Origin of the sequence: Aeromonas sp. R1-1 (genome assembly GCF_040908495.1) — a bacterium.
GTDB classification, from domain to species: domain Bacteria; phylum Pseudomonadota; class Gammaproteobacteria; order Enterobacterales; family Aeromonadaceae; genus Aeromonas; species Aeromonas veronii.
On record NZ_JBFODV010000303.1, the window covers coordinates 16865 to 30521 of the forward strand.

Consider the following 13657-nt stretch of genomic DNA (forward strand, 5'->3'; position numbering starts at 1 on the left):
TCACCCCCTCATTGTGATCATGTGATATGCCAAGTTGGAAGCGCGGAACTCGCCAGCTGTATTGTTCGGCAAAGCCAGCGCAGAGTCGAATTTCAATAAAACTGGTGCAGTCATTCCTGAAGGACCACTATTTTTAGATGTATTACTCGACTCATTTTCAGCTATAAATGCGCCTGATATGTCTGTGTACGCCTCTCTGTAGTTGTGACCTATTGCTACAGAGCCAGTTATCCGGCGGCCAGCGTCGCCTTGATGACTTAACAATGCTCGGCCCGTGTCGACTCCACGCCCGTTATCCCATCCCCGTATGACGTCGGCGCGGGCATCAGGCAAGCGACCTGATGGATATCTGGCGGCTAGCAGGGGGTCTGAAACTGGATTGATGGCTTGCCCAGACAAGCTAATGCCCCATGCTGGCGGTTCTGGAAGCATCCATGGGATAGGGACTCCAACAAACATCTGCTTGAGCATCTCTTTGACTGCATCTGCGACGTTCTTGGCAGACATCACTGCGTCAATCGACTCACCAAGTCGCGCCTCTTCGTCAGTAGCCTTGCGCACCATCCCTTTTTCGGTGGTGGTTGCATACGGGTGATCTCGTCCTTTGGCATGGTTTTGCAGCGCGTCCCAAAGGTTGGAAGATTCATTGACGATTCGCTTGTCCGTGACAGTTGCGTTGGCTTCGACAACCCCCAGCTTGGCCACATAGTGTCGATAGCCGTTGCTGTCGGTGTAATCAGTCAGCTCTGTGGTGCTGGTCTTGAACTCGATATGGTTATCCCAGCGGCTCAGGATGGTGCCGGCGTGATGCACATCCACCCACACTCCGACCGGCTTGGCCCCAACCGTCACAGCCTGTTCTGCATCCAGCTGAATACGCAGGCCGCCGACCATGGCCACCCCCGGCTGCACCTTGTAGCTGCCCGCCTTGTTGAGCAGCTTGAAGCCGTCGCCAAAGAAGGCCGATGACCCGAAGCATGCGATCGCTTGCAGGCGCAGCTGTTCGTCCATGCCGAGCAGGCGGGCGGAGTAGTCAATCTGCCAGGTGCCTGCCTCGACTGTGGTCACGGTGGCGGTGGCCGCCTGGTCGTACTCCATCAACATGGATTTCACCAGGCTGTTGCCGGTGGTACCTGTCGTCTGGTCAGTCTTGGTTTTGGTCTCTCGCCCCTTGTAAACAATCATCCCGACCATGCCGCTGGCCTTGTTGATGAGGTACATGGCATTGAATGAGAAGTTGCCCACTGTGGTATCCATCACGATGGAATACGCCACGGCGTTGTTGTTGATGCGGCCGCGCTGATCCACCGGATGGCGATGGACAATCTGCGCCTGCGGCGGCAGGCCGGCATTCGGGTCGATGGGGGCGGTGATATCCAGATTGGGAATATCCGCCAGCACGACCTCATCGAGCACCACTGGCACCTGATCGGTGAGGCAGCCTTGCCAATAGGTCTCGAATGCGTTGGTGATGACTTGGCTCATCGGGTCTCCTTGGTTTTCAGCGTTGCGCCATAGACGTGCTGGATCATCTGGATGTGTCCAGGTGCCAGCCGATATCTGGCTTTGTGCGGGGTGAGGCTGGCGGCAAAGACCTCCTGACTCATATCAAACTGGCCATAGCCGATGTGACCGGCGACCGGGTAAACCACCTGAAAGCGATAGCGGCGGCAGGTGCGGCCATAGTGCTGGATCAGCGTCTCCATCAGCTTCTGGTTGTTGGCGATGCTGCTATCGGTCACCTCGATGGTGATGACGTCCCACGGCGCACCGGCTTGCCGTTCGTGGATGTCACACCAGCCGATGCCCAGGCGCTCGAATATGCGCTTGAATCCGGCGACCTCTCCAGAGTCACGGGCATTCACAAAGGCGAACTTGACCCGCTTGCGAAACAGCTCCAGCGGCTCAGATTCAAAGCGGGCAATGTCCCGCTCCCATGCCAGCAGTGCCAGCAGGGACTCCGAGCAGGTCAGCGGGTCTTGCTCTGCCAGCGGCGCCAGCAACCAGCGCCGGATCGACTGCCAGAACGCCATGATGCCGCGCGCCAAAAAGGCGGGTTCCTTCACGCCATCGGTGATGGTCTGGCCATCTTCCCACCACGGGGCTGACGCCTTTGGCATGGCAGGTGCAGTGGCGTTGTGATCGATGCGGGGTGAATCAGTCATGCAGGGTGACCTCCAGCGCGGTCAGACGCGGGATGGAGATCCCCGAGACGATATCCTCCTGCCCAAACTTGAGGCTCAGCAGCTGCGGGAACTGGCTATGCAGCTCTTTGCCCAGTTGTGAAATGGAGAATCTGGCCTGTGGCCACGTTCTGGTCACGGCCGGAAAATCCGCCGACTGACGAAATGCCGCTTTGACCAGTGATTCAGCGCCCCGCTTGAGATCGGCTTTCTGCTCATCGGTGAGGTTGGCCACCGGCCACAGCTCCAGTGTGAGGCTGTGCTGGGTCTCCGGCATCGCCATCACGAACAGATCATCGCCGTGGCCATGGTTGCCCTGGCGGCCCACGTAGTCGTTAAGCTGGGCAATCAGGCTGGCTGGGGTAGCGCCCACCTCCAGCAGGATGTAAGCGTTGGCGGTGCCTGGCCCCCGCGGCGCCTCATGCTCGAAGAAGATGTGATCGGCGCGAATGCCGGCGACGCTCGCCAGCATCGAGCGATAGATGGCGTCGATGTGATAGCGGCCCACTGCCGAGAACTGGTTCTGAATACGCAGCCCCAGCGCATCATTGCTCTCGGCATCGGCGCCCTGGGTGGTGATCCACTCCTTGTCATCGTTGCGGGCCGACAAGATGCCGGTAACCGGTTCGCTCATCAGGTTGTAATAGCCAGGGGCCAGATTCCAGGCTGCGCCCGCGAACTCTGCCTCGCACACCACGCGAGCCACCGCTTCACCTGCAGGGCTCACCACCGCTTGCAGCGGCTTGACCCGATAGATGGTGCCGTTGATGCGCTCGGTGCTGATCCAGATATCGGCCGGGATGGTGGCGGCTTCGCTCGGATTGGCCTTGACGAAGTTGATCACCCCGCGGGTCTTCTGGGCCCCCTTGCGGGTCAAGTCCACATCCCACGCCTTGAGGTCGAGATAGGCATCGGTGGCGGTAGCGGCAAAGGTGTTGGGCAGCACGTGACCTGCCAGGAGAGTGCGGATAAGCCAGAGCGCCGGGGTAATCACCACGCCGCGTACCAGCCGCCAGAAGGGGCTCACATCGCTGTCGTTGGTGATAAGAGATCCGGCGGCCTCGACCTCCTTCTTGAGCTCGGCCTCCATGGCCTGCTCGGTGGTCGGCACGCCGGTATCGGCCAGCAGGGTCATAAAATCCACGTTGGGGCGCAAGTTCAAAGGGTTACCTCCAGATCGCCAAATTCATAGGTGCGGGCGGTGACCAGCACCCGTTCTGGGGCTTCTTCGCTGATCACGATGGTGCCGGGCACCAGTCGCTCGTCGTTTTCAACCAGCAGCTCGATCTCGGTCATCACATCGGCGCGCAGGGTGGGGCTGCGCTCGCCAATGAGCTTGCGGGCCAGCCCTGACTCCATGATCCGGTGCTTGATGTCCTGACCGATGCTGTGGCGGTCTTTGGTGTAGCGGGGTTGACCACCGGCATCCAGCTGCCATGCGCCGTCTACCACCCAAATATCGATGTACTTGGCATCACTCATCACGGGGTCTCCAGCCAGGCGTTTTCGGCCATCTGCTCCGGTGTCATCGGGTTCTGGAAGTGGTTATGAACTTCCCCGATGCTCAGAGCTTTTGCCGGTTTCTGGTTGGCGCTGGTCGCGGCGGCGTTGGCCTGGATCAGCTGCTGCCCCAGCCCACCTGAAGGAACTCCTGAGCCATTGCTCCCTTCGCGATAGCGAGCGAGCGGGGCGTTGATGTTGGCAGGGTTCTGCAGGTTCAAGTCTGGCATCGATCCCGCTTCGATGTTGACGCCCGGGATCATGTTCAGCTTATCGATCAGCCAGTCGATGGACTTGCCAAGCAGCTGGAACACGCCCCAGTCAGAGAAGGTCTTTTTCAGGTCGTCCCAGTAGTAGATGACCGCTGCCACCGCACCGATCAGCAGTACAATACCCGCCACGATCAGCCCAACAGGGTTGGCATACATGGCGATGTTGACGGCCAGCATGATGGCGCGAAACGATGCAAGTCCCGCTTTTAGCAGGTTGAGCGGGGCAATGATGATTGACCATGCGATGCCAAGGCCCAAGGTGGCCAGCTTGGCGATACCTGCAACCAGCATCCAAGTGCCGGTAACCATGCTCAGCCCCACGATTGCCAGCGCGGCATAGCTGATCAGCTTGGTCAGGTTCGGGAAGAGGTGCGTCCAGCGCAGCACGTCGTTGGCGCCATCGGCAAAGGCGCCCACCACGGCATTGATGGCGGGTAGCACTACCCCGAACGCGGCGGCACGGATGGCAAACCAGGCTTGCTCTACCCGCTGCCACTGGTCGGTCATTGCGGCGGCCATCTGTTCGGCCTTGCCCATGCCGTGGGTGTTGGCCAGCGCGTTGATGTTGGTGGCGAGTCCCTTGGTGTTGGTCATCAGGAGCTTGATCATGCTGACCGCCTCATCCGAGCCGAATGCCTTCTTGAGCTCGTCACCCTCGGCCACGCTCAGGGTTTCGCCATAGCGTGCCTTGAGTTTGTCCAGCACGGTGAGCACCGGCAGCATGTTTCCCGCTGCATCGGTGAATTGCAGACCCAGAGCCTTCTGGGCACCGCCCACACCAGCCAGAAACGCCTTGAACTTGGTACCGGCCTCGCCGCCGCTCATGGTGGCTTGCAGCTGGCCGAGCACGGCGAACTGTTCATCCATCGAGATCCCGGCGGCGGTGGCGTTGGCGCCAATTGCCCCGAACGCGTCGGCCATGCCCTGGCCTGTGGTCTTGAACATCTGCACCGCTGTAGCGGTCTTGCCTGCCAAGTCTTCCACCCAGTTGGCTTTACCCATCATCTTGGCCTGCTGCTCGAAGATGCCGTACATGGTGCCCATGTAGTTGGTGATGGTGGCGGTGTCGGCCTTGGTCGCCTTGGCCAAGGTGGTGGAGGCGCGGGTAAAGGCGGGCAACTCGTTACCCTCCAGCCCCGCGATCGCGGATTGGATATCGTAGGAGGAACGGACAATCTCGGTTGCCGATTCGCCGTACTTCACCGATAGGGCCAGAGCTTCGCGCCCCAACGCCCCGAGCACATCCTTTTTCACATCGAGCGAGGCCACTTCACCCAGCGCCCGATCCATTTCGATGGCTGGGCCCAGAGCAGACTGGATCGCCATGCCACCGGCGGCCACCGTGGTGGCCCCCATTGCCATGCTGCTCCAGCCCTGACGGCCTGCCTTGCTGACCTTGTCCATCTGGGCATTGATGCCAGCAAGGGGCTTGGTGACTTGATCCACCAAAGCCACCTGCATCATCAATTTTTCCATCCAGGCCATAGGTCGTTGTTATCCGTTGAATGCTTTGGCGATGCCCTCGGCCACGGCGGCGGCGTTGGACTCTCTTGCGTTTCTGTCTAACCAGATGGCGCGTGCCAGGCTGTCGATATCGTCATCTTCGTGGGGCAGGTAGTGGCGCCGCAGCGCCAGCACCTGCTCCAGTTGGTTGCGCTCGATGGCCTCGGCGCGCGCCGTCAGTTTTTTACGGTGATCTCCAGAGCAGGGGCGAACTGCTGGTTAATGGCGCCAGCCAGCTGCAACGCAGCACCCGGGCGCTTGAGCAGCTCATCGAGCGCCTCTTTGCTTTCCTGGCAGACGATCTTTTTCAGGTAGTTGTGGGCCGGTGCCACCTTGTCGCTCGGCATCATGTCGTTGATAAAACCGTTGTAGGCCACCATGGTGGGGGCGAATTTCAGCTCTTTACCGGCTACTTCAAGGGTGATGATCGGGTTTGCCATTAGTTGTTTTCCTCTTGTTCAATCCAGTGGTTCAGGGTGTTGATTTGGGTTTGGCAGCGGCGCATTGCCGTCTGCATGGTGGGGATAAACCGCACGGCATCGCCGTAGGTCGTCCCCGTGAATTCAGGTTCCGGGCAGTGAGGCACCAGCCCCGGCGGCGGTAGACGCTTGATGACCTGCGTTTTCACCACGGTTGTTGGCTTGCTGGAGCAGGCGCAGAGCGCCAACAGGCAGAGGCTCACTAGCACAGTTCGGGCGGCCTTCCGGTGGCGTGGCCAAGGCTTGTTCCAGTTCATATGCTGTCTTCCTGTTCTGTTGGTCGAGATCGGCCAAGGCGGCGTTCTGGGTACCCAGCAACGTGCGCATCCCTTCTGCATCGCGCTGTAGTGTCACCAGCTGGCTGGCCTGCTGCTCGTTGGTCTGCTGCAGGGTGCTGATGGTCTCGTTGGCGGTAGCGAGCGCCTTGCCACGGTTCTCCAGCATCCGGCTGCCAAGAAACAGGGCGGCACCCATCACCAGCACCAGTACCAGCAGCACGTTGGAGAACAGCTCCTTGAGTGTGTTCATGCCAGCACCCCGCCGAACTCGGTGAATTTGGCCAGTAGGTCAGCCAGCTTGTGCTCGCGCTGGCCGTAACCGGCGCCCGGCAAGCTGGCCCAGATGTTGGCGCACTTGGCGATCGCCTGGCTGATGTGTCCCTTGAGCACATCGTCCAGTGCCTTGCGCTCGCGGATCAGCTGGATTGCCCAGGCATCTTGCGACTCGGGGCCAAAGTCCGGCAGGCCGAGCTGATCGCGGTAGTGGGCCCAGTGCTTTGACAGGTGCTGATAGCGGCCCGCAGCGGTGCTTTTCAGGGTTGGATTGACCTGCACCAGCACGTTCGGGTGGGTGGCGTAGCTGTCAAAGAACCCTGCCGGATTGACCAGCTTGTTGTACCCGTCATCGCCCCGGCCCTTGGTGCCCTCTGAAAAGGCGATCATGTCGAGAAAGGCAGCCACCTGCGGGTGGCATTTACTGCGCGGCATTGCTGTCTCCCTTCTTGTTGAACACCAACTTGGCCCGCTCGCGGATGATGTCTACCCCGAGCAGCCCCACCACACCGCCGATAAACGGGGCCGCCTCATAGGGGACGCCGAGCAGGGTGGTGCCGGATGCGGCGGCCAAGGTGATCAGGCCGCACATGGTTGATTCGATCAGACGTCGGCGCCCGCTGCCGCCGTCATAGGTGATGCGCATAAATGAAATGCTCAACGCCAGCAGAGCCCCGGAAACGGCGGGCCAGTTATCCATCAACCAGGCCAGCAGGGCGGCCCAGAGGGTGGGGTCTTTGTTTGGCATAGGGTTCATATCCCGTTCTCGTTATTGCCCGCGCCGTTCTGCGCGGCTCTTGCAGCTGACACACAGGCGCACACCCGGCACATGCAGGCGGCGCGCTTCCGGGATCGGATCTCCGCACTCCTCGCAGTGGTGCAGGCTCTCGCCCAGGTGGTGGCTGCGGCCTAGCTGGTTATCCAGCTGGGCCGCCAGCATCCGCTCGGCGTGTTGGGTGGCACGGTCGATCAGATCCATCCGTTAGCCCTTCATGTGGCGTGTGTCGTCTTCGGAGAGGTACGGCACGCCATTGATGTGAACGAAGTCGGGTGAGGTGACGAAACCCTTGATCTTGTGCACCCCCTTGCTGCCCCCCTTGGGGTCAACATCCAGCAGGTCAGAGATCTGTAGCTTCACGCCGAAGGCCTCTACCTTCATGGTTTCGTCACCGGTGTCGGCGTAGAACAGCACATCGTCAGGCTTCATCCCGCGCCAGCTACCGGCCCGCTTGGCCGCATCGCACAGCAGGGTGAAGTTCTTGGCATCGAGCTCGAACTCCAGCTCTGCGGCCACATCCCCATCGACATAGCCGTCAGGAATGCCACGGGTTTGCGCCACTGCGCTGTTGTCGGTGATGGAGAGGCTGGCCTTCTCGACGTGCACCATGGCGCCCATCAGTTCGGTATCGAAGCTCTGGCCTGAAATACGTCTGGTCATGGGTTAGCCCTCCCCGTTGTTGAGGCTCAAATCGAGCATGATGTTGACGGTGATCCCCTTGGGGCAGTCCACGGTGCGCACCACCACATAGATGGAGACCAAGTTCTTGGCCGTCCACTTGATGGTGATATCGCCATCCTTTGGTGAGGCGATATCGCCCGGGAACAGCTGGCCGTTGATGGTGACGGCCTTGGCCATCTCGCGCAGGTCTTTGCCGAAGTACATGATGGCGGCGGCGGTGCTGCCCGGGGTGGAGTTGAAGGAGCGATCGGCGACGCGGGCAATGGCGCGCAGGCGCATCCGGCGGGCAACCTTGTAGACCACCCGCAGGTTTTCGATCACCTGGTAGTCGCCGCCCTCGGCGTCCAGGGTGCGGCCATCGGCCCAATAGATGCCGTCATAGTCCGGGTACCACATCGGCACCGAATAGCGGTTCTGTTCCAGGGTTTGCAGGGTGGCCAGCGGCAGCTCGGTACCGTCTTTATCCTTCGGCTTGTTGCCAAGGCCCACCATGGCGCCGGTTTTCACCCTGGCTGGGCTGTCGGCGATGCTCACCGCACGGTTGCACAGGCGACCGGCATAGGCCCCGGCGAGGTTGGGCCACAGCTGCGGCAGCAGGGTGACGGATTCCGCCTTGATGCCATCTTGCAGCGCGACCAGTTTGGCCTCGTATTCGCTCCAGTCCTGGCCACCTTCGAGGGTAGTGACGATGCCCGCCACGACCAGCAGCATGAACTGCCAGCGCCCCATCTTGGCGATCAGCTCCTGGTTGAGGGCGTGGGCGGCGTTGATCTTCTCCTCGTCCCACTCCGGACCCAGTACCACACAGCCCTCAAAGGATTGGGTTTTCTGGGCCTCGCGGACGGCATCTTTCCAGTCCATGTCGGTTGGCAGCACAAAAGCGGCAGCCGTCCAGTTCTGACCGGCGTTGACCATGGCGGCTTGCAGGTTGGTTTTCAGCTCGCTGTCGGCCTCGCCCAGCAGCTTGTCGAAGTCGCTCTGGGTGTTGAGCGAAAGCAGCTTGCCGGTGTTGGTCGGCGCGGTTCCGATGAACAGCAGGTGGCGCTCGACTTCCGTCACGGGCCCCTGCATCTGGTTCAAGTTGTTGATCTGTACATAAGGCCACATGGCGTTATTTCCTCTTCATCTCTTGCTTGTTGACGTCCCAGCCGTAGTTGATGCTTTGCAGGGCGCGGGCAAAGGCTTGCTCTCGTTGCTTGGTATTGGCGCCGAGGAACGGGCGGGCTGGCAGCTCAATCTCCCAGCTCTCTTTCACCGGCTCGTCCTTGAGCTTCTTGATCAGCAACCCTGCTTGCGCGTAGTTGAGATTGCCGGTAATCCAGCCGAGCGAGGCAGAGCGGTATGCCCGCTTGCGCTTGCCTGGACGCTTGAACCCCAGCTCCCGCAGCTTGCGGGCCTGCGCCTTGCTTGCCTGCTTGTTCTTGCCGCCATCGCTGGCGGCGATACGGCGCCGACTAGCCGCGGTCACCTTGTAGGTGTGTCCCTTCTGGTGGGTGTTGGCGACTACCCCGGCATGAACATTCATCGAGCCCTTTTTGAACCCGAGTTCAGCCACGTCCTGGCTTGGCTCATGGATCACCAGCAGCTTTGGCAGGCCGCGCAGCATCTTGCGCTTGCCCCGCTTGCGGGGTGCCCAGGCATTGCCGTTGGGGTCTTGCTGCTGGCGCACGTTGCGGGCGGCCAGCTTCTTCATCTCGTTGGCGGCTCGCCACACCAGCCGCTGGCGCTTCTTTGGTGGCAGGGCCAGCAGGTTGAGCTGGTCTTTGCTGCGCTGGGTGTCGAGTGTGATGGTGATCATGACGGGTCACCGATCTGGTGATGGCCGGTGTCACCGACGTTCATATCGATGTGGTCGGCCACCCAGATTTCATACGGGGCTACGTTCCAGCGTTTGCCCATCCAGTTGATGGGGCCCTTGGGGTGTTCGATCAGGCGCAGCGGCTCGGTAAAGGCGAGCTGGATCTCGAGATCGGCGGTCTTCTCATCGTTCGGGGTGACGGCGTACTCGGGATCGGCCAGCTCGAACTGCTCGCGAAAATCGTCATGCTCCTGCACCCAGGCGGCCACCGAGGCCAGCACGATGGCCGGATCCAGCTCGCGAAACGGCAGTTGCTCGACGGTGAACACCGCCTGATAGGTGAGCCATGCCACATCTACCCCTGTGGGGCCCATGTTCTTTGGCTCCAGCCGGATGGTGCCGTTCTCCATCCAGCTATCCAGATGCTTGTGGCACTTGGCTGGCAGCACCCGCAGGATCTCGGCGTGGAGAGCATGGAGGAAATAGCCCTGGGCCTGCTGTTCGTTCATGCCTTCACTCATATCAAGGACACCCCCGCACGGCGCTTGCCCTTGATGCTGCGCACCAGTTGCTGACTCTCGGCCAGCAGCTGGGCGCGTTGGTCTGGTGAGCGCTCCACCTGGTTGTTTGCTGCGGCCCGTTCGGTGACGCTGGCGAACTCCGGCAGCAAGGCCGCTTTGGCACGGGCAAACACGGCGGCCAGATACTGCTCTGTCAGGGCATTGGTGCCGCCCTCAAGGCTCGGCCCCGGCACCTCTGCGGCGCTGGCGTAGCCCTCGGCCATCAGCGCGGCCTGACGCATCGCCAGTTGCAGGTTGATTTCAGAGACGGCAGCCAGCAGGGCTGCGCCTGTGGTCTGTTGGTCGAGGTCGGCAGGCAGGGCGCGGCGGCGCTCGAAGTCGGCCACGGCCACATCAGGCCAAAACCCGTCATTGCGGATAGTGGCTGCGCTGTAGTCGATATCCTTGCCTGCAAACATCTCTGACCCTCTGTCGATTCTTGCCAATGTGAACACCACTTCCCCGATCACTCAGGTCGCCGATGACGCGGCGAGAAAAGGTGCACCCCTGAAGCCACGGATCACAGGATTCGGCGGTGGCCTTGCGGCTTGCCTATCCTCCCCGCCGGGGTGCGGTGGCGCGGATAGTCTTATTGCTCCGGATTGAGCGCCCGCAGGCGCATGGCAATTTTGAGCAGCAGGGTGTTTACCCCCGCTTTGCGGTGCAGCTTCTCGGCCTGGAGCAGCCAGTGGGCGGCCTGTTCCAGGGTGGCGCTGTCACCCACTGCACTCGGTCGTGGCTGGCCGTCCTGGTCGCGCAGCAGCAGGCAACCCGCAGCCTTGAACCACTTGGCGGTCAGTTTCTCGTTGAGGCGCCACTCGTTGCGCACCTTGTCGAACACCCGGGAGAACCATGGCTCGACGGCATGGCCTTCGGCGGCGTTCTTCTCGGCCCACTCCAGCACGGTGTCGGCCACGAAGGTGGCCCAGTCGCGCTTGAAGTTGTTCGGGGTGCGTTGACCCTGCTTGATGGCGAGCTCTGCCCAGGCGATCCCGGTGTCGAAGTCACCAACGTCAAAGGCCCAGATCACCAGTCTTTGAAACAGCTCGTTCTGGTAGGACTGGCCGGACTCGGCCACGCTGGCCAGATACCGCTCCACATAGGGGCGGTATTTGGGCATCAGCTCGTCGCGTTTCATGTTCACCCGATCCCCAATGCGGGCCAGCTTGCGCAGGCGAACGATGTCCTGTTCCAGGGCAATCATTTGCAGGTGCAGGCTGTCAGCCACCGCACCGGTGGCCACGCCAGTGCAGGCGGCCTGTTCGGCCCCCTGCATGGCTTGCACGCGCTGCTTGTGACGTTGACCGGGTGAGCTCATGGTTTACGCCTCTGGCTCTTGCTCAGGCGCGGCGAGTGTTGCAACCGCTGCCGGATCGGCACCGATCACGATGTCCGCCTCTTCAAAGCCTCCATAGGCCTTGTGCTCTCCCAGGGCATAGCCTTCCATCCGCCAGTACTGGTTATCGAAGCATTTGTCGTCCTGGTTATCGTCGGCCTTGCGCTTGCGTGTTCCGCGCTGGGTCAGGATTTGCAGGTTATCGAGGGTGGTGACCACCATCCGTTTGCCCGGGAAGAACGGGGGGATGTAAGCCTTGCGACCGGCAATGGACTTGGCCAGCTGCTGGGCGGCGATCTGTTCGCTCGGCTTGGTGGCTTCGCTGTAGAGCTTGGCCTGAGCCGCAGCCACCAGATCGGTACCTACCAGCACCACCAGACGCGGGTCTTGCTGGAACAACGGATCGATGGTGGCGTTAATCAGGTCGGATGCCATTTCATCCATGGTCTTGTAATCGCCCTTGCCGTCCGGGTCGAAATAGATCTTCTCACCCGCTTTCGCTTTGATGATCTGGCTGCCACCGTTCCACTCGCGGGCGATCTGGTGCCAGCCTTTGTTGACGTCTTCGCCGAGCGGGTTCTTCTCCGGATCGGTGGTGTCAGCAGCTGATACACCGTTCCAGCCAACACGCAGCATATCGAGAGCGAACGCGGTGTTGACGAACTTGCCAACCAGCTGGATGAACTCGCCTTCGCTACCGGCATTTGCCCAAGTGCAGAGGGTGGCCCAAGAGAGAGAGGCGCAGGAGTCGGTCTCTTTCAGCTCGTAGGTGTTGCCATCAACGCCCACTTCGCCCTTGAAGCGGCCACCTTTTTTACGACCTGTATAGAGCTGGCCGACGCCGACCTGGACAACCTGGCCGGTGGGGTGGTCTACATCCATACAGGTGATCAGGCCAAGGAACTCGACAGATGCCAGGATGGCTTTGCGCAGCGTGGTTTCCATTGGGCCAACGACACTGAACATCTTGGCCAGTGCAGGCTGTTCAACCTGATAGGCCTTTGCCAGTTCGCTGCAGAATTTGTTCAGGCTTTTTTCGGCATGAACGGTAAGGGTTTGGCTCACATTCGCTCCTTAGCAAACTTGATAGGTGGAGTCGTCACCGCCCAATGGGCTCGGACGCTGATCCGGCATCTCAACGGAGAACTTGTCGATCTGGCCTTTCAGCTCGCTGACGGTGGCTACCAGGCCAGTGATGGTCTCGTTCAGCTTGCTGAACTTGTCGTCTTCTTCTTTCGGCTCAATAACCGGATCGGGCGTTACCTCCGGCTTTGCTTCCAGCTTTGCGCTAAAGCCTTCGATCTTGGTGCCAAGGCCGGTGACGGCTCCCAGCAACTGGTCGAACTGTTCTTTGGTCATTTCCTCATCCTCTGGATGGCTGGGGGTGGGTTTGGTTTCCTGTTCACCATGGCTGGCCAAGAAGCTGAAAAACTTGGTGATCAGACCGTCGGCTTTTTCGTTCTTTGGCAGTTTGAAGGTGGAGAGATCCAGCGGCTCACTGGTGCCAATCAGGCGAGATTTGCCACTCTTGTCTTTGAACTTCAGGTGGGTGGTGCCGGTGCTGGCTGGTTCATCGGTAACGCCGAGGCCGCGCAGGTAGGTGCGGCCCAGATCGGCAAATTGCTCTTGCGGCTCGATGGAACAGAATTGGTATTGGCCAACCTGGTTGTAATAAACCAGATCACGGGTCGGGCTCAGGATGGCGAACAGCTTGAGCTTGCCATCCACGACTTCTGTCTTCAGTTCCTGTACATAGCCGAAGTTCGACCAGCGGTCATGATCAGGCCAAATCAGTGCGGTGTAGTATTCCGGATCGTAGGTCTCGGCCATGTCAGTCAGCCAAGCGGCGGTAATCTCCCGACCATCGACGGTTGTGCCTTCGGTGGCGATGCAGACCCAGCCAGTTCTCAAGGTTGATGTGTTCATGCCTGCTCCCAATTGATACGGGCTCAGGCTATCGGGTCGGCAAGGGGTATTCATCCGGTTGTGTTCAAGGCGATTCGGATCCATGGGAAT

At 60.5% G+C, this 13657-nt stretch carries 20 protein-coding genes; all 20 read right to left on the reverse strand.

The window, feature by feature from the left end; translation table 11 throughout:
* The 20 genes from AB5Y92_RS20955 to AB5Y92_RS21050 all read right to left on the reverse strand — a co-directional run bounded on the left by AB5Y92_RS20955 (window position 1) and on the right by AB5Y92_RS21050 (window position 13567).
* Window positions 1-1485, reverse strand: a complete 1485-nt coding sequence (locus AB5Y92_RS20955) for a phage tail protein (protein ID WP_368227605.1) — start codon at window positions 1483-1485, stop codon at window positions 1-3.
* Window positions 1482-2165: a phage tail protein gene (locus AB5Y92_RS20960; RefSeq protein ID WP_368227607.1), complete on the reverse strand. Its 684-nt coding sequence runs from the start codon at window positions 2163-2165 to the stop codon at window positions 1482-1484. The genes AB5Y92_RS20955 and AB5Y92_RS20960 overlap by 4 nt, the downstream gene beginning before the upstream one ends.
* Entirely contained in the window at window positions 2158-3345 is a 1188-nt protein-coding gene (locus AB5Y92_RS20965; protein WP_368227608.1) for a baseplate J/gp47 family protein, read from the reverse strand. The genes AB5Y92_RS20960 and AB5Y92_RS20965 overlap by 8 nt, the downstream gene beginning before the upstream one ends.
* Complete coding sequence (locus AB5Y92_RS20970) at window positions 3342-3665, reverse strand: DUF2590 family protein (protein WP_368227609.1); 324 nt, start codon at window positions 3663-3665, stop codon at window positions 3342-3344. Before AB5Y92_RS20970 ends, AB5Y92_RS20965 begins: the two co-directional genes overlap by 4 nt.
* Complete coding sequence (locus AB5Y92_RS20975; RefSeq protein WP_368227612.1) at window positions 3665-5440, reverse strand: phage tail tape measure protein; 1776 nt, start codon at window positions 5438-5440, stop codon at window positions 3665-3667. Before AB5Y92_RS20975 ends, AB5Y92_RS20970 begins: the two co-directional genes overlap by 1 nt.
* A 9-nt stretch (window positions 5441-5449) precedes the next feature.
* Window positions 5450-5593, reverse strand: a complete 144-nt coding sequence (locus AB5Y92_RS20980; RefSeq protein ID WP_198037996.1) for a hypothetical protein — start codon at window positions 5591-5593, stop codon at window positions 5450-5452.
* Between the two features lie 41 nt (window positions 5594-5634).
* Window positions 5635-5898 carry a putative phage tail assembly chaperone gene (locus AB5Y92_RS20985; protein ID WP_368227615.1) on the reverse strand — a complete coding sequence of 88 codons (264 nt, stop codon included), beginning with the start codon at window positions 5896-5898 and terminating at the stop codon, window positions 5635-5637.
* On the reverse strand, window positions 5898-6140 hold the full coding sequence (gene lysC, locus AB5Y92_RS20990) for an Rz1-like lysis system protein LysC (RefSeq protein ID WP_368227617.1): 243 nt from the start codon (window positions 6138-6140) through the stop codon (window positions 5898-5900). The genes AB5Y92_RS20985 and lysC overlap by 1 nt, the downstream gene beginning before the upstream one ends.
* Window positions 6022-6465 carry a hypothetical protein gene (locus tag AB5Y92_RS20995; protein ID WP_368227619.1) on the reverse strand — a complete coding sequence of 148 codons (444 nt, stop codon included), beginning with the start codon at window positions 6463-6465 and terminating at the stop codon, window positions 6022-6024. Before AB5Y92_RS20995 ends, lysC begins: the two co-directional genes overlap by 119 nt.
* Window positions 6462-6923, reverse strand: coding sequence for a glycoside hydrolase family 104 protein (locus AB5Y92_RS21000; protein WP_368227622.1), 462 nt, complete (start codon window positions 6921-6923; stop codon window positions 6462-6464). Before AB5Y92_RS21000 ends, AB5Y92_RS20995 begins: the two co-directional genes overlap by 4 nt.
* Window positions 6910-7236, reverse strand: a complete 327-nt coding sequence (locus tag AB5Y92_RS21005; protein WP_019838947.1) for a phage holin, lambda family — start codon at window positions 7234-7236, stop codon at window positions 6910-6912. The genes AB5Y92_RS21000 and AB5Y92_RS21005 overlap by 14 nt, the downstream gene beginning before the upstream one ends.
* A gap of 21 nt (window positions 7237-7257) precedes the next feature.
* On the reverse strand, window positions 7258-7467 hold the full coding sequence (locus tag AB5Y92_RS21010) for a TraR/DksA family transcriptional regulator (protein ID WP_368227625.1): 210 nt from the start codon (window positions 7465-7467) through the stop codon (window positions 7258-7260).
* A 3-nt stretch (window positions 7468-7470) separates the two neighbouring features.
* On the reverse strand, window positions 7471-7926 hold the full coding sequence (locus tag AB5Y92_RS21015; RefSeq protein ID WP_017782571.1) for a phage protein: 456 nt from the start codon (window positions 7924-7926) through the stop codon (window positions 7471-7473).
* 3 nt (window positions 7927-7929) lie between these two features.
* Window positions 7930-9054, reverse strand: coding sequence for a DUF2586 domain-containing protein (locus AB5Y92_RS21020; protein WP_368227628.1), 1125 nt, complete (start codon window positions 9052-9054; stop codon window positions 7930-7932).
* Window positions 9055-9058: 4 nt separating this feature from the next.
* Complete coding sequence (locus AB5Y92_RS21025; RefSeq protein ID WP_368227631.1) at window positions 9059-9745, reverse strand: phage virion morphogenesis protein; 687 nt, start codon at window positions 9743-9745, stop codon at window positions 9059-9061.
* Entirely contained in the window at window positions 9742-10266 is a 525-nt protein-coding gene (locus tag AB5Y92_RS21030; protein ID WP_172401207.1) for a phage tail protein, read from the reverse strand. The genes AB5Y92_RS21025 and AB5Y92_RS21030 overlap by 4 nt, the downstream gene beginning before the upstream one ends.
* Window positions 10263-10724 carry a head completion/stabilization protein gene (locus AB5Y92_RS21035; RefSeq protein WP_139708465.1) on the reverse strand — a complete coding sequence of 154 codons (462 nt, stop codon included), beginning with the start codon at window positions 10722-10724 and terminating at the stop codon, window positions 10263-10265. Before AB5Y92_RS21035 ends, AB5Y92_RS21030 begins: the two co-directional genes overlap by 4 nt.
* Window positions 10725-10894: 170 nt before the next feature.
* Entirely contained in the window at window positions 10895-11623 is a 729-nt protein-coding gene (locus tag AB5Y92_RS21040) for a terminase endonuclease subunit (RefSeq protein ID WP_049045778.1), read from the reverse strand.
* Between the two features lie 3 nt (window positions 11624-11626).
* Window positions 11627-12706 (reverse strand): phage major capsid protein, P2 family, encoded by a 1080-nt coding sequence (locus tag AB5Y92_RS21045; RefSeq protein ID WP_368227635.1) that lies wholly within the window; start codon window positions 12704-12706, stop codon window positions 11627-11629.
* A 9-nt stretch (window positions 12707-12715) separates the two neighbouring features.
* Entirely contained in the window at window positions 12716-13567 is an 852-nt protein-coding gene (locus AB5Y92_RS21050; RefSeq protein WP_368227637.1) for a GPO family capsid scaffolding protein, read from the reverse strand.
* Window positions 13568-13657: the final 90 nt, after the last annotated feature.

What these genes read in the sequence shown, in the direction of transcription:
- AB5Y92_RS20955 (WP_368227605.1), bottom strand. Translation starts at nt 1,485, where the DNA reads ATGAGCCAAGTCATCACCAACGCATTCGAGACCTATTGGCAAGGCTGC.
- AB5Y92_RS20960 (WP_368227607.1), bottom strand. Translation starts at nt 2,165, where the DNA reads ATGACTGATTCACCCCGCATCGATCACAACGCCACTGCACCTGCCATG.
- AB5Y92_RS20970 (WP_368227609.1), bottom strand. Translation starts at nt 3,665, where the DNA reads ATGAGTGATGCCAAGTACATCGATATTTGGGTGGTAGACGGCGCATGG.
- AB5Y92_RS20975 (WP_368227612.1), bottom strand. Translation starts at nt 5,440, where the DNA reads ATGGCCTGGATGGAAAAATTGATGATGCAGGTGGCTTTGGTGGATCAA.
- AB5Y92_RS20985 (WP_368227615.1), bottom strand. Translation starts at nt 5,898, where the DNA reads ATGGCAAACCCGATCATCACCCTTGAAGTAGCCGGTAAAGAGCTGAAA.
- AB5Y92_RS20995 (WP_368227619.1), bottom strand. Translation starts at nt 6,465, where the DNA reads ATGAACACACTCAAGGAGCTGTTCTCCAACGTGCTGCTGGTACTGGTG.
- AB5Y92_RS21000 (WP_368227622.1), bottom strand. Translation starts at nt 6,923, where the DNA reads ATGCCGCGCAGTAAATGCCACCCGCAGGTGGCTGCCTTTCTCGACATG.
- AB5Y92_RS21005 (WP_019838947.1), bottom strand. Translation starts at nt 7,236, where the DNA reads ATGCCAAACAAAGACCCCACCCTCTGGGCCGCCCTGCTGGCCTGGTTG.
- AB5Y92_RS21010 (WP_368227625.1), bottom strand. Translation starts at nt 7,467, where the DNA reads ATGGATCTGATCGACCGTGCCACCCAACACGCCGAGCGGATGCTGGCG.
- AB5Y92_RS21015 (WP_017782571.1), bottom strand. Translation starts at nt 7,926, where the DNA reads ATGACCAGACGTATTTCAGGCCAGAGCTTCGATACCGAACTGATGGGC.
- AB5Y92_RS21020 (WP_368227628.1), bottom strand. Translation starts at nt 9,054, where the DNA reads ATGTGGCCTTATGTACAGATCAACAACTTGAACCAGATGCAGGGGCCC.
- AB5Y92_RS21025 (WP_368227631.1), bottom strand. Translation starts at nt 9,745, where the DNA reads ATGATCACCATCACACTCGACACCCAGCGCAGCAAAGACCAGCTCAAC.
- AB5Y92_RS21030 (WP_172401207.1), bottom strand. Translation starts at nt 10,266, where the DNA reads ATGAGTGAAGGCATGAACGAACAGCAGGCCCAGGGCTATTTCCTCCAT.
- AB5Y92_RS21035 (WP_139708465.1), bottom strand. Translation starts at nt 10,724, where the DNA reads ATGTTTGCAGGCAAGGATATCGACTACAGCGCAGCCACTATCCGCAAT.
- AB5Y92_RS21040 (WP_049045778.1), bottom strand. Translation starts at nt 11,623, where the DNA reads ATGAGCTCACCCGGTCAACGTCACAAGCAGCGCGTGCAAGCCATGCAG.
- AB5Y92_RS21050 (WP_368227637.1), bottom strand. Translation starts at nt 13,567, where the DNA reads ATGAACACATCAACCTTGAGAACTGGCTGGGTCTGCATCGCCACCGAA.